Annotated in this window: 18 protein-coding genes and 1 pseudogene; 14 read left to right on the forward strand and 5 right to left on the reverse strand. The window is 72.2% G+C overall.

Translation table 11 applies throughout. The features are described 5' to 3' along the window. Window positions 1-82 precede the first annotated feature (82 nt). On the reverse strand, window positions 83-1,468 hold the full coding sequence (locus tag VT50_RS10775) for an FAD-binding oxidoreductase (protein ID WP_046084083.1): 1,386 nt from the start codon (window positions 1,466-1,468) through the stop codon (window positions 83-85). Between the two features lie 551 nt (window positions 1,469-2,019). Between VT50_RS10775 and VT50_RS10780 the strand changes: the two genes are divergently transcribed. The 8 genes from VT50_RS10780 to VT50_RS10815 all read left to right on the forward strand — a co-directional run bounded on the left by VT50_RS10780 (window position 2,020) and on the right by VT50_RS10815 (window position 10,864). After that, window positions 2,020-3,090 (forward strand): methionine ABC transporter ATP-binding protein, encoded by a 1,071-nt coding sequence (locus VT50_RS10780; protein WP_063893164.1) that lies wholly within the window; start codon window positions 2,020-2,022, stop codon window positions 3,088-3,090. Further along, window positions 3,087-3,746, forward strand: a complete 660-nt coding sequence (locus VT50_RS10785; protein ID WP_046084084.1) for a methionine ABC transporter permease — start codon at window positions 3,087-3,089, stop codon at window positions 3,744-3,746. Before VT50_RS10780 ends, VT50_RS10785 begins: the two co-directional genes overlap by 4 nt. A 103-nt stretch (window positions 3,747-3,849) precedes the next feature. Continuing rightward, on the forward strand, window positions 3,850-4,743 hold the full coding sequence (locus VT50_RS10790) for a MetQ/NlpA family ABC transporter substrate-binding protein (protein WP_053048405.1): 894 nt from the start codon (window positions 3,850-3,852) through the stop codon (window positions 4,741-4,743). Between the two features lie 8 nt (window positions 4,744-4,751). After that, a complete protein-coding gene (locus VT50_RS10795) occupies window positions 4,752-6,116 on the forward strand; it encodes an LLM class flavin-dependent oxidoreductase (protein ID WP_046084085.1) in 1,365 nt (454 codons plus the stop codon). Next, a complete protein-coding gene (locus VT50_RS10800; protein ID WP_046084086.1) occupies window positions 6,113-7,483 on the forward strand; it encodes an NtaA/DmoA family FMN-dependent monooxygenase in 1,371 nt (456 codons plus the stop codon). The genes VT50_RS10795 and VT50_RS10800 overlap by 4 nt, the downstream gene beginning before the upstream one ends. Continuing rightward, window positions 7,480-8,694, forward strand: a complete 1,215-nt coding sequence (locus tag VT50_RS10805; RefSeq protein ID WP_046084087.1) for an acyl-CoA dehydrogenase family protein — start codon at window positions 7,480-7,482, stop codon at window positions 8,692-8,694. The genes VT50_RS10800 and VT50_RS10805 overlap by 4 nt, the downstream gene beginning before the upstream one ends. Before the next feature lie 135 nt (window positions 8,695-8,829). Next, window positions 8,830-9,753, forward strand: a complete 924-nt coding sequence (locus VT50_RS10810) for an LLM class F420-dependent oxidoreductase (RefSeq protein ID WP_046084088.1) — start codon at window positions 8,830-8,832, stop codon at window positions 9,751-9,753. A gap of 70 nt (window positions 9,754-9,823) precedes the next feature. After that, complete coding sequence (locus tag VT50_RS10815) at window positions 9,824-10,864, forward strand: aldo/keto reductase (RefSeq protein WP_046084089.1); 1,041 nt, start codon at window positions 9,824-9,826, stop codon at window positions 10,862-10,864. Here the strand turns inward: VT50_RS10815 and VT50_RS10820 are convergent. After that, window positions 10,827-11,258, reverse strand: coding sequence for a hypothetical protein (locus VT50_RS10820; protein ID WP_206269386.1), 432 nt, complete (start codon window positions 11,256-11,258; stop codon window positions 10,827-10,829). The genes VT50_RS10815 and VT50_RS10820 overlap by 38 nt on opposite strands. A gap of 31 nt (window positions 11,259-11,289) precedes the next feature. On the opposite strand from VT50_RS10820, the gene VT50_RS10825 reads away from it, so the two are divergent. After that, window positions 11,290-11,769, forward strand: coding sequence for a type 2 periplasmic-binding domain-containing protein (locus VT50_RS10825; RefSeq protein ID WP_206269387.1), 480 nt, complete (start codon window positions 11,290-11,292; stop codon window positions 11,767-11,769). Window positions 11,770-11,865: 96 nt separating this feature from the next. Here the strand turns inward: VT50_RS10825 and VT50_RS10830 are convergent, their stop codons facing one another. Then, entirely contained in the window at window positions 11,866-14,217 is a 2,352-nt protein-coding gene (locus VT50_RS10830; protein ID WP_046084090.1) for a transketolase-like TK C-terminal-containing protein, read from the reverse strand. A 153-nt stretch (window positions 14,218-14,370) separates the two neighbouring features. Here VT50_RS10830 and VT50_RS10835 point away from each other — a divergent pair, with 153 nt between their 5' ends. Further along, window positions 14,371-14,850, forward strand: coding sequence for an Lrp/AsnC family transcriptional regulator (locus VT50_RS10835; RefSeq protein ID WP_046084091.1), 480 nt, complete (start codon window positions 14,371-14,373; stop codon window positions 14,848-14,850). 51 nt (window positions 14,851-14,901) lie between these two features. On the opposite strand, the pseudogene VT50_RS10840 reads toward VT50_RS10835, so the two are convergent. Further along, window positions 14,902-15,750: pseudogene (locus VT50_RS10840) on the reverse strand (undecaprenyl-diphosphate phosphatase). A 96-nt stretch (window positions 15,751-15,846) separates the two neighbouring features. Continuing rightward, window positions 15,847-16,386: a DedA family protein gene (locus VT50_RS10845; RefSeq protein ID WP_420822188.1), complete on the reverse strand. Its 540-nt coding sequence runs from the start codon at window positions 16,384-16,386 to the stop codon at window positions 15,847-15,849. Here VT50_RS10845 and VT50_RS10850 point away from each other — a divergent pair. The 4 genes from VT50_RS10850 to VT50_RS10865 all read left to right on the forward strand — a co-directional run bounded on the left by VT50_RS10850 (window position 16,373) and on the right by VT50_RS10865 (window position 19,262). Then, a complete protein-coding gene (locus VT50_RS10850; RefSeq protein WP_240529129.1) occupies window positions 16,373-16,819 on the forward strand; it encodes an ATP-binding cassette domain-containing protein in 447 nt (148 codons plus the stop codon). The two genes, VT50_RS10845 and VT50_RS10850, sit on opposite strands and share 14 nt — an antisense overlap. A gap of 35 nt (window positions 16,820-16,854) precedes the next feature. Continuing rightward, window positions 16,855-18,015, forward strand: coding sequence for a sensor histidine kinase (locus VT50_RS10855; protein ID WP_046084092.1), 1,161 nt, complete (start codon window positions 16,855-16,857; stop codon window positions 18,013-18,015). Then, window positions 18,012-18,671, forward strand: a complete 660-nt coding sequence (locus VT50_RS10860) for a response regulator (protein WP_046084093.1) — start codon at window positions 18,012-18,014, stop codon at window positions 18,669-18,671. Before VT50_RS10855 ends, VT50_RS10860 begins: the two co-directional genes overlap by 4 nt. Before the next feature lie 159 nt (window positions 18,672-18,830). After that, window positions 18,831-19,262 carry a sulfotransferase domain-containing protein gene (locus tag VT50_RS10865; RefSeq protein ID WP_046084094.1) on the forward strand — a complete coding sequence of 144 codons (432 nt, stop codon included), beginning with the start codon at window positions 18,831-18,833 and terminating at the stop codon, window positions 19,260-19,262. Window positions 19,263-19,407 lie beyond the last annotated feature (145 nt).

Below are 19,407 nucleotides of genomic sequence, written 5' to 3' on the forward strand. Positions count from 1 at the left end.
GGTGTTTCGGTGGGTGGCCGGAGCGCCTGTCGGCGGGTTCGGCGGGCGGGCCCTCAGCGGGCCCTGCCGGGGGCGCGGGCTTTCAGATGGCCTTGCCGGGGTTGAGGATGCCGAGCGGGTCGAAGACGGCCTTGATGGCGCGCTGGAGGGCGAGTCCGGCCGCGCCGAGTTCGTCCTCCAGCCAGCGCCGCTTGGTGACACCCACCCCGTGCTCGCCGGTGACGGTGCCGCCGAGGGCGAGCGCCGCGCGCACCAACTCATCGGCCGCCGCGTCCAGTTCGGGGGGCGCAGGGGCGGTGGGTGCAACCCCTTCGGGCACCGGCCGGGAGAGCACCGGGTGCAGATTGCCGTCGGCCGCGTGGGCGACGGACGCGAAGTCCAGCCCGTGCCGTCGCCCGATCCGCTCCCCCTCCTCGTACATCCGCGCCACCTGCGACGTGGGTACGGCGACGTCCTCGCCGACGGTCCACAGCGGGCGGGTCCGGCCGCGTCCGGAGCGGCGCAGCTCCCACAGCCGTTCGGCCTCCGCCTCGTCGGTGACCCGGTGCGCGTCCCCGCCGGTGTGGCGCAGCGCGGTGACGACGTCCTCGGCCTCGGCCGCGGCGGCGTGGCCGTCGGTCCGCACCAGCAGCAGGACATGGCCGCCGTCGGTGAGCCGGGAGCCGGTGTTCTCGTCGATGTTGCGGAGGCTGGGGTGGTCGATCAGCTCGGCGATCGCCGGGACGACACCGGTGCGCGAGATCCGCCGTACGCCGTCCAGCGCGGCCCGCACGGACGGGTAGTACGCACTGACCGTGGCGGTGGCCGCCGGGAGCGGTCGCAGCCGCAGGGTGGCGCCGACGATCACTCCCAGGGTGCCCTCGGAGCCGACGAACAGGGCGGTCAGGTCCAGGCCCGTGACCCCTTTGACGCTGCGGTGGCCGGTGTGCAGGGCGGTGCCGTCGGCCAGTACGACATCGAGTGCCAGCACGGAGTCACGGGTGACGCCGTACTTGGCGGAGCGCAGTCCGCCCGCGTTGGTGGCGATGTTCCCGCCGATGGTGGAGATGGCGTGGCTGGCCGGGTCGGGCGCGTAGTACAGGCCGTGGCCTTCGAGCGCCGCGTTGAGATCGGCGTTGATCACCCCGGGCTGGACGATGACCACCTCGTCCTCGGGTGAGATCTCCACAACGCGGTTCAGCCGTTCGGTACTGAGCACCAGACAGCCGTCGACGGCGGTCGCGCCACCGGAGAGGCCGGTGCCCGCGCCGCGGGTCACCACGGGGACGCGGTGGCGGTGGGCGAGTTTCAGGACGGTGGCCACCTCGGCCGCGTCACCGGGGCGTACGACGGCGAGCGCCCGGGCCCCGGCCGCCCCGGCCGCCCCGGAGCGGTCGTCGAGGTACGGCAGGGCGTCCGCGCCCTCGAGCAGGGGTGCGGAGGTCTCGGCGAGGGCTTGGCGCAGCTCACGCGGGAACGTGTCGGTCACGGTGGTTTCCTCATGGGTGCGCGGGCTCTTCGGCGCCGACGCAGGCAAGTTGACGGACCCGTCGTGCCGCACGGCGTACGGGGGGCACGGCCCCGTACGGGCAGACGGATCACACAGGGGAAACAGCTGGGAGGAGGGCGCCCCGACGGGCAGCCGTCAATGCCTCAACAACACTGCGCGCTCACCACTCGACCGAGGTCGACGTGGTGGCGGTGCACCAGAAGCGTGGAGGCCATGGGCGCCACCCAACACCGGCATTCGTGTACTGGTCAAGCAGCGACCAGCATGCGGAACGGCGGACGGCCGCCCGGCACACCGCGCATCTCACCATGCGGTCCGCTGTTGACCTCGGCAGACAGCGGTGTGAGCATCCCATCCCATGTCGCGCACTCTTCTCTGCACGCGCCGCCGCACGGTCGATCACATGGTGATCACCAGTGCCGCCTGTTTCTCTCACTGACCTCATTCCCGCTCGGGGCCGGCCCGCCACCTTCCCTCTGCCGTCGGCGCGCCCGCCCGCACCCTCCCCAGAGCGTCGAGGAGTACACACGGTGATCCGTGTAGAGAAACTGCACAAGACCTTCGGCACCGGTACCCGTGCGCGGCCGGTGCTCCATGACGTCGATCTGACCATCGCGCAGGGCACCATCGGCGCCGTCGTCGGCCCGAGTGGCGCGGGGAAGAGCACCCTGGCCCGCTGTGTGAACCTGCTGGAACGCCCCACATCAGGGCGGGTGCGGGTGGCCGGAACCGATGTGACGGACCTTCCGGAACGTGAACTCCGCGATGCGCGGCGGGCCATCGGAACGGTCTTCCAGTCGGCCAATCTGCTGCGTCGGCGCACGGCGGCGCAGAACGTCGCGATGCCACTGCGCTATCTCGGCGTGACCGCCCGGGAGGAGAAGCGCCGGGTCGCCGAGCTGCTGGAGCGGGTCGGCCTCGCGGACCGGGCCGCCGACTACCCGGCCCAGCTCTCCGGTGGCCAGCGCCAACGCGTGGGCATCGCACGGGCGTTGGCGCTGCGGCCCAAGGTACTGCTGTCCGACGAGGCCACCTCCGGTCTGGACCCGGCCGCCACCCGGTCCGTCCTCGCCCTGCTGCGCGAGCTGACCACCGACCTGGATCTGGCCATCCTCCTGATCACCCATGAGATGGAGGTGGTCCGCGAAGTGGCGGACACCGCCGCCCTGCTGCGCGAGGGGCGGGTGGTGGAGTCTGGGCCCGTCCGGCAGTTGGTGGCCGACCCGCACTCCGCGCTGGGCAACGCGCTCCTCCCCGACCGGCCGGTCTCCCGGGACCGGCGGGGGCTGGGCACCTGGCGACTCACCTACCAGGGCCACGCGGTGCCCACGGACTGGCTGACCCGGCTCGGCGCGGACCACGGGCTCGATGTCCATCTGCTGTCCGCGACGGTGGAGGAGATCGCCGGGCGGGCCGCGGGCCGTGCGACCGTGGCGGTCGGCCACGACCGGGCGGAGGAGCTGACCGCCGCCCTGGGCGGCTGGGGGATCCACGCCGAACCACTGCCTGAACCGCCGTCCCCGGTCCCGGCGGACGAACCGGCCGCCCCCGGACCGGCGTCCGAGACCACCGCGGAGACGGTCGAGGAGGCGGTCGTATGAGCACCGACCTCGACCAGCTCTGGCCGCTGCTCTTCCCCGCGATCGGGCAGACCCTGCGGATGGTCGCGGCCGTCATGCTCATCGTCATCGCCGTGGGCACCCCGGTGGGCGTGGTGCTCCACAACTCCTCGCCCGGCGCGCTGTTCCCGCACCGGGCGCTGCGGGCCACGCTGAGCTGGGTGGTCAACCTGGGCCGTTCGCTGCCGTTCCTGATCCTGATGGCCGCGATCATTCCGTTCACCCGGTATGTGGCGGGCACGACCATCGGGGTGTCCGCGGCGATCGTGCCGATGTCGCTCGCGGGCATCCCCTACTTCGCGCGGCTGGTGGAAACGGCCCTGCGGGAGATACCCCGCGAGGCCACCGAGGCGGGGCGCGCCGCGGGCGGCTCACGCCTTCAGGTGATCGTGTCCGTGCAACTGGCGGAGGCGCTGCCCGCGCTGGCGGGAAGCCTGACCATCGCGATCGTCGGCATGCTGGAATTCTCCGCCATCGCCGGGACCATCGGCGCCGGTGGCATCGGCTACCTCGCCATCAGCTACGGCTACGAGCGCTTCGACACGACGGTCATGACCGCCACGATCGTCACGCTCATCGTCATGGTTCAGGTGATCCAGTTCACCGGCGACCGCGTCGTGCGCCGTCTGTCCCACTGAGGTCATCGAGGCCGCGGAAACCGCTGCGGCCACCGCACCCCGAACCTCCTCCCCCAGCCCACCCCGCACCGCCGGACCCTCGTCATCCCACCGGGGAACACCCATGCCTTTCGTCCATGACCACGGCTTCGAGCTGAAGTCCAGACTGCCCCGCCGCATCGCCGCCATCGCGGCGCTCAGCGCCGTCGCCCTCGCCGTCGGCTCGCTGATCGCCGCACGGGTGAGCGGCGAGGACCACCCGCCCCTGGGAAAGACCCTGAAGGTCGGCTACAACCAGGGGAGCATTCCGCAGAACGCCATCGTGAAGTACGTCGCCGCCAGGGTCGACCGGGACCACGGCATCAGGGTCGAGCCGTATCCGGTCAACGACGCCAACCAGGTCAACGGCTCGACCGCGGACGGCAAGCTGGCCGCGAACATCACCCAGCACGCCGAATGGCTCAAGGTGATCGTGGCCAACGAGGGCTACGAGGCCAGGGCCGTCCAGCCCATCTTCACCCAGGCGTTCGCCCTGTACTCGCAGAAGTACCGCGCCGTGCGGGAGCTCCCGCACGGCGCGCGGATCACCCTGCCCAACGACCCGGCGAACCAGACCCAGGCGCTGCTGACCCTCCAGAAGGTGGGGCTGATCAAGCTCAAGAAGGAGGTGGACCCGCTCACCGCGCAGCTGGGCGACATCGCCGAGAACCCGCACGGCTTCCGATGGCACGAGGTGTCCCTGGACGCCATCTCCCGCTCCCTGCCGGATGTCGACGCCGCCATCAACTACGCCTACAAGTTCCGGGTCGCCAAGATCCCGGTCAAGCAGCGCATCCTGCTGCCCCCGGCCGACGAGCGCTTCGCCATCCAGCTCGTCGTCGGCGACGCCTACGCCGACGACCCCGCCATCACCCGGCTCAAGGCGGCGTTCGCCGACCCCCGGGTGGCCCGGTTCATCAAGAACAACCTCGATGTGGAGACCCAGCCCGCCAAGATCCCCGCCGACCAGCGACAGTGAGCCGCCCCATGACCCTTCCGCCCGCCAGGCGACACCTGCACCTCAATGTCAACGTCTTCCAGTCCGGGATCTTCGCGGGTGCGTGGCGCGCCCCCGACGGCGATCCGCGCGCCGCCTTCTCCCTCGACCACTACATCACCACCGCCCGTATCGCCGAGGCCGCGAAGCTCGACGCCGTCTTCCTCGCCGACACCCCCGTCCTCACCCCCGATATCGCCCACCGTCCCGAATACGCGCTGGAACCCACCGTGATCCTGGCCGGGATCGCGGCCCACACCCGCCGTATCGGCCTGATCGCCACCGCCTCCACCAGCTATAACGAGCCCTACAACATCGCACGCCGGTTCGCCGCGCTGGACCACCTCAGCCGGGGCCGCGCCGGGTTCAACGCGGTGACCACGGCCGGTCCGGCCGCCGCCCGCAACTTCGGTCTCGACCAGGCGCCCGCCCACCGCGACCGCTACCGGCGCGCCGCCGAGTTCGTCGGCGTCGTGGGTGCGCTGTGGGACAGCTGGGAGGACGACGCGCTCGTCGGGGACCCCGCGCGCGGGGTGTTCGCCGACCCGGCCCGTATCCACACCATCGACCACCAGGGCGAGTTCTTCCGGGTCCGGGGGCCGCTGAACACCCCGCGGTCGCCGCAGGGCCGCCCCGTGCTCGTCCAGGCGGGTGGCTCGCCCGACGGTATCGAACTCGCCGCAGCGCACGCCGAGGCCGTCTTCAGCGCCGCCCAGACCCTGGACGAGGGCAAGGCGTACTACCGCGCCGTCAAGTCCCGCGCCGCCGCGCTCGGCCGTGACCCCGACGGCATCGTGGTGCTGCCCGGGCTGTCGACGGTGGTCGCCGCCACTCGCGACGAGGCGCTGGAGCGGCTGAACGGCCTCCAGGACCTCATTCCGCTCCGCTACGGCCTGGACCGACTGGCCGCCCTCCTCGGCATCGACGCCGACGCCCTCGACCCGGACGCGGAACTGCCGTGGGACCTCATCGGCCCCGCCGAAAGCGTCCAGGGGCTCCAGACCTTCTTCACCGTCACCACCGACCTCGCCCGGCGCGAGCGGCTGACCGCCCGGCAACTGATCCGGCGGCTCGGCGGCGGGCTCGGACACCGTGTCGTCGCGGGCGGCCCGGCCGATATCGCCGACACCATCGAGGAGTGGTTCACCCAAGGGGCGGCCGACGGCTTCAACCTGATGCCCGATGTGCTCCCCAGCGGTCTCGCGGCCTTCGCCGAGCACGTCATCCCCGAGCTGCGCCGCCGGGGGCTGTTCCGGGACGAGTACGCGGGCGCCACGCTGCGCGACCACTTCGGCCTGGCCCGGCCCCCGGTCGTCCGGTACGCACCCGACACGGCGGAGGTGCTGGTCCGATGACACGACGGCTCAGTCTGCTGGTCAACATCACCGGCGCCGGGAACCACCCCGGGGCCTGGACCCTGCCCGGCCGGGCCCCGGACGCCTACGTCGACCCGGACCACCATCTGCGGGTGGCCCGTACCGCCGAGCACGGCGCCCTCGACGGGGTGTTCCTCGCCGACATCCCCGCCCTCCACGGCGACATCGGCCGGGGCCCCGGGCAGGCCCTGGAACCGTCGATGCTGCTGACCTACCTCGCGGCCGCCACGGAGCGCATCGGGGTCGTCTTCACCGGGTCCACCACCCTCAACGAGCCCTACAACCTCGCCCGCCGGGTCCTCTCTCTCGACCACGCCGCACAGGGGCGCGCCGGATGGAACGCGGTCGCCACCTTCTTCCCCGACGCGGCGCGGAACTTCGGTCTCGACACCGTCCTCGACCCCGCCACCCGCTACCGCAGGGCGGAGGAGTTCATCGGTCTGGTGCACCGGCTGTGGGATTCCTGGGAGGACGGCGCGCTCATCGCGGACACCCGCGGTGCGCGCTTCGCGGACCCCGACCGGATTCACGCGGCCGGCCACACCGGCGAGTTCTTCGATGTCGCGGGGCCGCTCAATGTGCCGCGCTCCCCGCAGGGCCGCCCCGTGACGATGCAGGCCGGGGCCTCGCCACCGGGCGTGGCGCTCGCGGGGCGCTTCGCCGAGGCCGTCTACACCCCGCTGCTCGACCACGAGGCGGCGCGCGGCTACCGCGCCCGCCTCGCCGAGCAGGCGCGGGGTTACGGACGTGAGGTGTCCGGCATCCGGCTGCTGCCCGGCCTCACCCCGGTGCTCGGCAGCACCGAGGCGGAGGCCCGCGCGCGCTTCGCCGCGCTGGAGGCGGGTGTGCACGAGGACGCGCGGCAGCTCGCCCGGGTGGCCCGTACCCTCGGCCTCGACCCGGCCACCACCGATCCCGAAGCCCCGCTGACCGAGGCCCAGTTGTCGGGTCCGCCACCGGACCGGCTGCCCACCGGGTTCTTCCGCACCCATGCCGAGATCGCCCGCCGTGAGGGGCTGTCCCTGGCCGGGCTCGCCGCCCGCACCATCGGCGGCCACCGGTCGGTCGTCGGCACCCCGGAGCGGATCGCGGACGACCTCACCGACTGGTGGGCGGCCGGTCTGGTGGACGGCTTCACCCTGCTGCCCGACGCGCTGCCCGACGGCCTGGAAGCCTTCGTCGACCACGTCCTGCCGATCCTGCGGGACCGCGGCGCCTTCCGCCACGGCTATACGGGCACCACCCTCCGCGACCACCTGGGGCTCCCCGCACCGGCGCCCTCGTACGAGCCTTCAGAACAGAAGTCGTACGAGCCTTCAGAACAGAAAGGGGCCACGGCCCGATGAACACCACCACGGCCCCGCGGACCGCCACGGTGCGGGACGTCCTCGACCGGGTGCCGGAGCTGACCGCCGCCCTCTCCGTCGACACGGCGCGCCGCGAGGCCGAGCGGGAACTGCCGTACGGGTCCATGGACGCGGTACGGGCGAGCACCATCGGATCCCTGCGGGTCCCGGTGGCGCACGGCGGCCCGGGGGCGGGCCTCGTGGACCTCTTCCGGGTGGTCATCGACCTCGCGGAGGCGGACTCCAATGTGGCACAGGCGCTCCGGCCGCACTTCGGGTTCGTCGAGAAGCTCATCAGCGACGGCGGGACGGAGGACCGCGAGCGGTGGTTCGCGGCGGCGCTGGCGGGCGAGCTCTTCGGCAACGCCACCGGGGAGACCGCCGCCAAGCACCCCGGCGACATCGACACCGCGCTGGTGCCCGACGGCGACCGCTACCGGCTGAGCGGTACGAAGTACTACAGCACCGGCAGCCTGTTCGCCGACTGGGTGGTCATCGCCGCGAAGGACCACCTCGACCAGCGGGTCCGCGTGGTGCTCCCGCACGGCCGCCCCGGGCTGCGGCTGATCGACGACTGGGACGGCATGGGCCAGCGCATGACGGCGAGCGGCACCACGGAGCTGGAGGACGTGGCGGTGTACCCGCACGAGGTGGTCGTGGACGAGGCCGTGGGGGTGCGCCGGACCCATCTCGGCGCGTACCACCAGCTCTTCCTCGCCGCCGTGGAGACCGGCATCGCCAAGAACGCGGTGCGCGACGCGATCGGCTACGCCCGCGACCGGGCCCGCGCGGTCCGCCACAGCGGTGTCGACCACGCGATCCAGGACCCGTTCGTCCAGCACACCGTGGGCGAGATCGCGGCGCTCGGGTACGGGGCCGAGGCCACCGTGCTGCGCGCGGCGGCCGCCATCGACCGCGCCATCGCCGGTCCCCGCGGCGAGGACGGCGTCGCGGGCGGCGAACCGGCGCTCGCCGGGGCGGCCACCGAGGTGGCGCAGGCGCAGGTGGTGGCCGCCCAGGCAGCTCTGCGGGCGGCGGAGCGGCTGTACGACGTGGGCGGGGCCTCGGCCACCCGGCGCGAGTTCAACTTCGACCGCCACTGGCGCAACGCCCGCACCCTGGTCAGCCACAATCCGATCGCCCACAAGGCACGGGTGGTGGGCGACTACCTCCTCAACGCGGAGCCGCCGCCGCTGACGGGGTTCTTCTGAGCCGGGGTTCTCCTGGGCCCGTGCCCGGGCCGCCCGGTGGGCCACCGTGGCGCACGCGCCGCCGGGGGACACCGCCGACACACAGCCGTCACATCCGCAGGGGCATACGCGACCGGTCGCGGGGGTTATCGAGACATGACTGTAGGAGTCGCACTCTCCGCGGCGGACGCGGACAACCAGATCGATGCCACCGTGAACCTCGCCAGGGAAGCCTCGGCCGCCGGGCTGCGGTCCGCCTGGTTCGGGCAGACCTTCGGCGCCGATTCGCCCCAGCTCGCGGCCATCGTCGGGCGCGAAGTACCGGATCTGCAGGTGGGCACGTCCGCGATCCCGGTCTTCGGACGTCACCCGTTAGTCGTATCCAGCCAGGCCCAGACCGCACAGGCGGCCACGCACGGCCGGTACCACCTGGGACTCGCGCTCGGTACCAAACTCCTCACCGAGGGGGGCTTCGGCATCCCCTTCGAGCGCCCCATCGCCCGGCTGCGTGAATTCCTCTCCGCGCTGCGGCAGTTGACCGAGACCGGTGCCGCCGACTTCCACGGCGAACTGCTCACCGCAGCCACGCCGGTGCCCGCCCGGGTGCCGGGTGCCGGGGCCGGAGTGCCGCTGCTCGTCGCCGCGATGGGCCCGCAGGCGCTGCGGGCCAGCGGCGAGCTGGCCGATGGCATCCTGCCGTACCTCGCCGGGCCCCGGGCCCTGGCCGAGCACATCGTCCCCGCCGTCACCGCGGCGGCGGAGGCCGCGGGCCGCCCCGCACCCCGCATCGTGGCGCTGGTACACGGTGTGGTCACCGACGATGCCGACGCGGTACGCGATACGGTGGCCGAACAGCTCGCGTTCTACGAACGGATCCCCTCCTACGCGCGGGTCATCGGACTCTCCGGCGGCACCCGGGCCGTCGATGTGTCCGTGATCGGCGATGAGGGGACCGTCGCCGCCGAGGTGCGGCGCTACCGGGACGCCGGGGCGACGGAGGTGGTGTTCTCCGGGACGGAGGCCGCCGGTGCGGATGCCCGGCGCCGCACCTGGGCGCTCCTGGGGGAGCTCGCGGGCTGAACACCCCGGGATCCGCCCGCTGGCCCGCACCCCCGCAAGAGCCCCCGAAGAGAAGGAAAGCCCCGAAGAGATGACCACGTACCGCACCCTCGGCCGTACCGGCGTGAAGGTCAGCCCCCTGACCCTCGGCGCGATGAACTTCGGCGCCTGGGCCAACCGCGACCACGACGACGCCATCGAGATCATCCACCAGGCCCTCGACGCGGGCATCAACGTCATCGACACCGCCGATGTGTACTCCCAGGGCGAGAACGAGGAGATCGTCGGCAAGGCGCTGGCGGGCGGGCGCCGCGCCGATGTGTTCCTCGCGACCAAGTTCCACGCGCAGATCGGCGACAACCCGAACCACCAGGGCAACTCGCGCCGCTGGATCCACCAGGCCGTCGAGGACAGCCTGCGCCGCCTGGACACCGACCACATCGACCTCTACCAGGTCCACCGGCCCGACCCCACCACCGACTTCGAGGAGACGCTCGGCGCACTCGACGACCTCGTACGGCAGGGCAAGATCCGCTACTTCGGCACCACGACCTTCGAGCCGCACCAGATCGTCGAGGGCCAGTGGATCGCCGAGCGGCTGCACCGCCAGCGGCCCGTCACCGAGCAGCCGCCGTACTCCATCCTGGCCCGGGCGGCGGAGCGGGCGGTGCTGCCCGTCGCCGAGCGGTACGGGCTGGGTGTCCTGCCGTGGAGCCCGCTGGCGGGCGGCTGGCTGTCCGGCCGCTACCGCAGGGGGGACACGGCACACGCCGTGTCCAGCCGTCTGGAGCGCCAGCCGCACCGCCACGATCCGGAGCTGGCGGCCAACCAGCGCAAGCGGGAGGCGGCGGAGCAGCTGGCCGAGCTGGCCGACGAGGCGGGCCTGTCGCTGATCCACCTGTCGCTGGCGTTCGTGCTGGAGCACCCCGCCGTATCCACGGTGATCATCGGCCCGCGCACCCAGGAGCACCTGGTGAGCCAGCTCGGCGCCGTCGACGTCCGTCTCTCGCGGGACATGCTCGACCGGATCGACGAGATCGTGCCGCCCGGCATCACGCTCAGCCCTGCCGACGAGGGCTATCAGCCCCCGTCGCTCACCGACCCGGCCACTCGCCGCCGACCGCGCGACTGAAATCGGTGTCCGCGTCGCGGAAGCCGAGGAGGGCTCGTACCGCCTCGATGGTGGCTCCGGCCAGGGAGGGGTCGCAGCCGCTGCGGGCCCGGGCGCTGAGGCGGACCGGGGGAACGGCGGGGAGGCCGTGGAGTGGTGCGAGGCCATCGGGGTACGGGCCGCCGGGGACGACGAGCAGGGCGGCGCCGAGCCCGGCGCGGGCCGCGTCCAGCACTCCGGCGAGGTATCCGGCCTCGGCGACCGCGGTGGCGGCCGTGTGGTGGGAGGCGAGTGCGGTCAGGGCGCGGCGGCGGATCACGCAGGGATCGCTGATGGCCACCAGGGGCAACGGGGCGGGCGCGGCGGGTGGTTCCCAGCCGGGAGCGGCGTACCAGCGCAGGGGGAGTTCACCCACCGGGGTACCCGGGGCGGGGCGTACGGTTGCCGTGCAGGGTGAACCGGGTCTTCCTGCCGTCACGTTCGGCGACGGGGCGAACGGGCGGGCGAGCGGCTACGGCTTCATCGGAGCCTCCGATAAGGCCCTCCAGGTCCCGGCGAAGGAGAAGGCCATCACCGACTGTCCGCGCCGCCTCGGCGGGGCGCTGACCTCGTCCCGCCGACACCCCGCGGAGTACGCCAAGACCATCCAGCGCACCAGCGGAGCCTCGGCCACGGTCGCCAAGGACCTGGTCGACCAGGGCAACAGTGAGCTGCTGCCGGTGAACGAGCCGGTGCTCCGGTCCGTACAGAAGGTCGGCGACACCGTGCACGACATCGGCATCCTCACTCCCAAGCCGGTCATCGCCGACCACGCCGACAGCCCACTGGCCACCGCGCATGTGCTGGCAAGGACGGGGGCGTGGTGGTGGACCCCACCACACGGGAGGCGCTGGAACGCCTCGTCGACCAGTTCTCGGCGGCGGTGAGCGGCCCGTACTCCGCGGGTGTGGCCGCCGCGTGACGCGGGCCGTGGGGCCGTGGCTCCGCCACGGCGCCCTTGTCGGCCTCAGTCGATGTCGGCCTCAGTCGACGAGGTCCAGCGCTGCGGTGACGATGCTGTCCGTGTCGATGCCGTGGTAGCGGTGGACGTCCTCGATCGAACCGCTCTGGCCGAACCGGGTCACGCCGAGGCTGGTGATGGGCGTGTTCTGGACCGTGCCCAGGAACGCCAGGGTGTGCGGATGGCCGTCCACCACGGTGACCAGCGGGGTGGCCCGGTCGGCGGGGAAGGCCTGGTCGAGGATCCAGCTCGGGTCCTGCGACAGGCCGCGGCGGGCCTGAAGCGCGCGGAAGAGCAGGTCGGGGCTGGTCACGCAGACCACATCGGCGCCGTGGCCGAGGACGGCGAGCCGGTCGGCGGCGGCCAGCGCCTCCGGGACCAGGGCGCCCATCGCGGCGAGGGTCACCACGGGACTCTCGTGCCGCCGCAGCCGGTACGCTCCCGCGGTCACCTGCCGGCGGCGGCGCTCGCGGGCGGCCGGGTCACCGGGCACATCGGCCGCGGACTGGTCGACGGGCCGGGTGGACAGCCGCAGATAGGCCGAACTCCCGTCCGGGCGGCCGAGGTTGCCGAGTGCGGCCAGCAGACACCATTCGGTGTCGATCGCGAACGCGGGCTCGTAGGTGACACAGCCGGGCTGTTCGATGCCGAGCGAGGGGGTGGTGATCGACTGGTGGGCGCCGCCCTCCGGGGCGAGCGTGACGCCGGACGGCGTGCCGACCAGGATCGACTGGCCGCCCGCGTAGATGCCGAACGACCACGGCTCCAGGGCCCGGTTGACGAAGGGGTCGTAGACGACGCCGATGGGCAGCAGCGGCTGGCCCCAGCGGCTCCAGGTGGCGCCCAGCTCGCCGAGCAGGCCGACCAGGTTGGTCTCCGCGATGCCCAGCTCCACATGCTGGCCCGTGGGCCGCTCCCGCCAGTGCAGGATCGTCTCGGCGTCATCGGCGAACCAGTTGGGGCGCTCGGTCGGCGACCACACACCGACCTTGTTGAGCCAGCCGCCGAGGTTGGTGGTGGAGCTGACGTCCGGGCTGACGGTCACGATCCGGGCGGCCGCCTCAGGCGCCCGCCGGGTGAGGTCGAGCAGGACGCGTCCGAGGGCCTGTTGGGTGTTGCCGGAGCCGGTCGGCGCCGGGCGCGCGAGGTCGGCGGGGACCGCGGGGGCCTGCCGCGACGGGTGCCCGGGGCGGCGCAGCCGCACGGCCGCCGCCGCGCACATCGCCGCTTCCGGCGATCCACCGGCGAAGGCGGCCCACGGGCGGTCGGGGTCCGTTCCCAGGCGGTCGGCCAGGGTCTTCATCTGGCCGGCGGTCAGTAGGGAGGAGTGGTTCTGCGGGTGGCCCTCGGTGGGCAGCCCGTAGCCCTTCACCGTGTACGCGAAGATGACGGTCGGCCGGGTGTCGTCGACGCTGTCGAACGCGTCCAGCAGTGCGCCGATGTCGTGCCCGCCCAGGTTGCGCAGCGCCGCCAGCAGCGAGGCGTCGTCCAGGGGCGCGATCAGGTCCGCGATCGGCCCGGCGGTGGAGCCGGTGCCGGGCAGGCGCTCCCGCAACTCGTCGGCGGAGCAGCGCAGCAGACGCTGGTACTCGGGGTTGTCCATGGCGTCGATACGGGCGTGCAGGGCCTCACCGCCCGGCCGTGCGAACAGCTCCCGCAGCGTGTGGCCGTACTTGAGGATGATGACCTGCCAGCCCGCCGCGGCGAACATGCCCTGCAGCCGGTCCGCGGCGATGCCGGGGACCACCCGGTCCAGGGACTGCCGATTCAGGTCGACGACCCACACCGCCTCGCCCAGGCTGGGCACCATCGGGTCCTGGACCGCCTCCCAGATGGCGCCCTCGTCCAGCTCCGCGTCGCCCAGCAGGGAGTACTGCCGTCCCCTTCCGGCCCCGCCGAAGTGGCCCTCCACATAGCGCCGTGCGAGGGCGCCCCACAGGGGGGCGGTGGCGCCGATGCCGACCGAGCCCGTGGAGTAGTCGACCGGGTCGGGGTCCTTGGCCCGGCTGGGGTAGCTCTGCAGGCCGCCGAAGGCGCGCAGGGTGGTCAGGTAGGACTCGTCCAGCTCGCCCAGCAGGTAGTTGATGGCGTGCAGCACGGGTGAGGCATGGGGCTTGACCGACACCCGGTCCTCGGCGGTCAGCGCGTGGAACCACAGCGCCGTCATGATCGATGACATCGAGGCGCTGGACGCCTGGTGCCCGCCGACCTTCAGCCCCGAGGGATTCGGCCGCACCCGGTTGGCATGGTCGATGATCGCGGTGGAAAGCCACAGCACCCGCCGCCCGACCGCCTCCAGCACGGCGAGCTCCTCCGCCCGGGCACGGCCCGTGCCGTTGCCGCCGATCGCTCTCAGCTCCGGGTCCAGGACCATCGCCGACCGCCTCCGCTATCCGCACCACGCCATGGAAAACTGCTTTTGTGCTCCGTCAGTAGACAGATGGCTCTTCACCTGCACAAGATGCTTCTCTTCCGTTGAGCATTCTGCTCATGCTCCGGGTCGAATGAGGGACGTCGATTGAGCACTATGAACAGTGAGCGAGGGGTGGACGCCACCGACGCGCGGATCCTGCTCGCCCTCGCCGCCCAGCCACGGGCCACCGTCGTCGCCCTGGCCGAGCAGCTGGGGCTGTCCCGCAACACCGTCCAGGCGCGGGTGGCGAGAATGGAGCAGGGTGGCGCGCTGGGCTCCTTCGAACGACGGATCGCCCCGAACGCGCTGGGCCACCCCCTCACCGCGTTCGTCACCGCGCGGGTCGATCAGCGCCGGCTGGCCGAGGTGTCCGGAGCCCTGGCGGACATCGCCGAAGTCGTGGAGGTCTTCGGCCTCAGCGGTGAGACGGATCTGCTCGTACGGGTGGTCGCCGCGGACGCGGAGGACCTGTACCGGATCGCGGGGCGGATCCTCGCCGTTCCCGGCATCGAGCGCACCACGACCGCCCTGGCCATGCGCGAGCTGGTGCCACACCGCCTCACCCCACTGCTGCGCCGCGCTGCGGCGCGGTGACCGGCCCGGCCGGTATCCGGCGTGGCGGGCGTACGGCCGCGTGCGAAACGGTCATGCGGTGAGCGCCCCGGTGCCCAGCAGGCCGATGAGCAGCAGGCCGATGGCGATGCGATAGATGACGAAGACGTTGAACGAGTGCTTGGCGACGAACTTCAGCAGCCAGCTTCAGCAGCCAGGCGATCGAGGCGTAGGCGACCACGAACGAGACGGCGGTGCCCACCACGAGGGGGGCGGTGCCGACCCCGGCGCCGACGGCGTCCTTCAGCTCGTACAGCCCCGCGCCGGTCAGCGCCGGGATGCCGAGGAAGAAGGACAGGCGGGTGGCGGCCACCCGGTCCAGGTCGAGGATGAGCGCGGTGGACATGGTGGCGCCGGAGCGCGAGAAGCCGGGGAAGAGCAGCGCGAGGATCTGCGAGCAGCCGACCAGCATGGCGTCCTTGAAGCCCGTGTCGTCCTCACCGCGCTTGTGGCGGCCCATCTGGTCGGCCGCCCACATCACACCGGACCCGACGATGAGGGAACCGGCGACCACCCACAGGGACGCGAGCGGGCCCTCGATGAGGGGTTTCGCGGCCAGGCCCACGACCACGATCGGGACGGTGGCGCAGACGACCCACCAGGCGAACTTGTAGTGTGGTGGTAACGCTGTTCGCGGTCGGCGAGTCCGCGGCCCCAGGCGGAGACGATCCGCACGATGTCCTCGAAGAAGTACACCAGCACCGCGGCGATCGCCCCGACCTGGATGACGGCGGTGAAGCCGACCACGGAGGTGTCGTCGACCGGGATGCCAAGCAGCCCTTCGGTGACCTTCAGATGGCCGGTGGAGGAGACGGGCAGGAACTCCGTGATGCCTTCGACGATGCCGAGGACAGCCGCCTGGCCGATGCTGATGGCACTCATCTGGATCCGTTTCTGTGGTGGCGGGAGCGGGCCGTGTCCGCGGGGGAATGGCGTGGTGCGGCCGCGGTCAGTGGAGGTCAGCGCGCAGCCGGCGCATCACTTGGCGCTCCCCGGTGTCCGCTCCGCCGCCCTGCGGGCCCGGCGGGCCTTGAGCGCTTCCAGGGCCAGTGGCAGCAGGGAGACGGCGACGATCACCGCGACCAGAGGGAGCAGGTAGCGGTCGACGTTCGGGACGCTCGCGCCCAGGGCGTAGCCGCCGAGCACCAGGCCCACCGTCCACACCACGCCTCCGGCCACCTGCCACAAGGCGAAGGTGCGGCCGGGCACGCGCACCATCCCGGCGAGCGGGTTGAGCACGGTCCGCACGACCGGAATGAACCGGGCGAGCACGATCGCCCTGCCATGGCCGTAGCGGGCGAGCAGCGCCTCCGCACGCCGCGCTCCGTCGCTCAGGCGCCGGTTGGCGGTACGGGCGAGCAGTGCCCGCCCGGCGCGGCGGCCGATCAGATAGCCGGTCTGGGCGCCGAGCAGCGCCCCGGCCGCGGCGGCGAGGAGGACACCGGGCAGCGACAGATGCAGCGCCGACCAGCAGCGCCGCATCCAACTCGTCCCCCAGAACCCCCTGGGCGCCCTCAACCCCGCCCACACCGTGGGCACGGCACTCGCCAGGCCGCTGCGGCTCCACCGCACGGCCACCAAGCAGGGCGCCCCCGACCGCGTAGCCGCTCTCGTCGAGGCCGTCGGCCTGCCCGCCGACGTGGTCCGCCGCCATCCGCACGAGCTGTCCGGCGGACAGCGTCAGCGCGCCTCCCTCGCACGCGCCCTCGCCGCCGAGCCGGACCTGCTCCTGTGTGACGAGATCACCTCCGCGCTGGACCCCGAAACCACGGACGCCATCATGGATCTGCTCACCCGGCTACGGGCCGAGAAGGGACTCACGCTCGTCCTCGTCACCCATGAACTCAACCTCCTGACCGCCTACGCCGACACCATCCACCACATCGAGGACGGTCAGGTCCGCCTGATGTGTCCCCCTGGCGAGCTACGCGAGGTGTCCTCCCTGGAGTGACGATCTTGGGCCGCCGCCACCGCTACACTCGCCCGATGATCAGTGTTCGGCGCGTCCCGGAGATATGGCACCGGTTCGATGTCACGGTCCGGGATCTTCCGCTCGGACTGCTGATCTTCGCCGGGTCACTCATCCCGTCGTTCCACAACCACGGGACGCAGCTGGGCGGTCTGCCGCCCCGTGACTTCGACGCGCTGGCCATCGTGGCGGTCGCCCTCCAGTGTTTCCCGCTCGCCGTGCGGCGGCGGTGGCCGCTGGTCTGTCTCACCCTGGTGTCGCTCGGTTTCGCCGTCGACCAGCTCCGTGGCTACCACTCCTTCGCGGGCACCGCGATCGCCATCGCGCTGCTGAGCGTGGGATCCCATCTGGAGCGGCACCGGCGCGCCACCACGCTGGTGTGCACCGTGGCGTATGTGCCGCTGGCGGTCGCGCTCTACCGGCTCGGATCGGGTGCCGAGGCGCCGAGCGAGTTCGTGATGTACTACCTGGCGCTGGCCCTCGCCTGGGGCATGGGGTCGTGGCTGCGCTCCACCCGGGCCGTGGAGGCCGACCGGCGCCGCCGCGTCGCCGAGGACACCCGCGCCGCGGAGCGCGCCCGCATCGCCCGTGAGCTCCACGATGTGGTGACCCACCATGTGACGGCGATGGTCGTACAGGCCGAGGCGGCACGCTATCTGACCGCCGCGCCCGAGCGCCTGGACCAGGCACTGACCGCGGTCACCGAGACCGGCAGACGTGCCACCACCGATCTGCGGCATCTGCTCGACCTGATCAACCCCGACCACGGCACCGAGGCCACCGCGCCGACCGTCGGCAGACTCCGCACACTCGTGGAGCAGACCCGCCGGTCCGGGCAGCCGGTGGAGTTCACCGAGGAGGGCACACCGGCGGAGTCGACCGGCAGCGCCGATCTGGTGGCCTACCGGGTCGTACAGGAGGCTCTGACCAACGCCCTCAAGTACGCCCACGGCAGCCGCACTTGGGTCCATGTACACCACGGCGAGAGGGAGATCACCGTGGAGGTCAGCACGGACGGCTCCGGTTCCCGGGCCCCCGCCTCGCCCGGCGGGAGCGGGCGGGGGCTGGCCGGTCTGCGCGAACGGGTCGATGTCCTGGGTGGCGACTTCAGCGCGGGCGCCGGGACCGGCGGCGGCTTCGTCGTCCGGGCGCGGATACCCGCGGGGAGCCCGTCATGAGCGAGCCGATCCGGGTCCTGGTCTGCGACGACCAGGTGCTGGTCCGCACCGGGCTGGTGACGATCATCGACGCCCAGCCCGACCTCGAGGTGGTGGGCGAGTGCGAGGACGGACAGACCGCGGTCGACCTCGCCGGCCGGCTGCATCCGGACGTCGTGGTGATGGACGTCCGCATGCCGGTGCTCGACGGCATCGAGGCCACCCGGCTGCTGGCGGGCGCGGGGGTGCGCCGTCCCGTCAAGGTGCTCGTGGTGACCACGTTCAACCTGGACACCTACGTCTACGAGGCGCTGCGCGCGGGGGCGAGCGGGTTTCTCCTCAAGGACGCACCGCCGTCCCAACTGCTGCACGGGATCCGGACCGTGGCCACCGGCGCGGCCCTGCTGGACCCCGAGGTGACCCGCCAGCTCGTCGGCAGGTACGCCGCCCGGATCCGGCCCCCCGACGGCGCCCCGCACGACATTCCGCTGACCCCTCGCGAACTGGAAGTGCTCCGCCTCATCGCGAACGGCCTGTCCAACAGCGAGATCGCCATGACCCTGGTGATCAGCCAGGAGACCGTCAAGACCTTCGTCTCGCGCATCCTCACCAAACTCGGACTCCGCGACCGTGTGCAGGCGGTCGTCTACGCCTACCGCCAGGGTCTGGTGACCTGACCCGCCGCGCCGACGTCCTCCTCCGACAGGAAGGCGGTCAGGCGCCGCACCCCCTCCTCGATCCGCTCGGGATCGAGGTAGCTGCACGAGAGTCGAAGTTGGTGATCACCTGCTTGATCCAGGTATAACTGCCTCATCGGAGTCCACAGCACACCGTGTTTGGCCGCGGACACCTCCAGCAGAGCGGCGCCCACGGGGACGGGCAGCGAGGGGCTGCAGTACTGGTGTCCGCCCCAGCCGACCGACGACCAGGGGAGCGCGGGTCCCGAGAGCCTGCACCAGACGGTCCACCACCTCTATGACGCATGGAACCGGCAGGAGCAGCCGAATGCGAAGCTCCTGCACTACGTCGACTTGTGCGCGGACCTCGCCGGCCAGCTGGCGGCGCTGGCCGAGTGGCTGGGCATGACGGTGGACGAGGCGGTCCGGCCCGATCTGGTGGAGGCGGCGACCTTCGACGCGATGGAGGGTCGCGCGGAGCGGCTGGCGCCCGACACCGACATACTCAAGGATCCGGGGAAGTTCTTCCGGAGCAGGATCCGGCGAAGTTCTTCCGGAGCGGGCGATCGGGCAGCAGTCGGGACTTTCTGACCGAGGACGATCTCGACACATACCGGAAGCGGATCGGCGAGCTCGCTCCGAAGCCGTTCTTGGATTGGCTGCACCGGGACCCACCCGTCCCGCACCCCGCCACCACATAGATCGACAAAAATTCCACTTCTGGACTGGGCCGCTA

The organism is Streptomyces antioxidans, assembly GCF_000968685.2.
GTDB classification, from domain to species: domain Bacteria; phylum Actinomycetota; class Actinomycetes; order Streptomycetales; family Streptomycetaceae; genus Streptomyces; species Streptomyces antioxidans.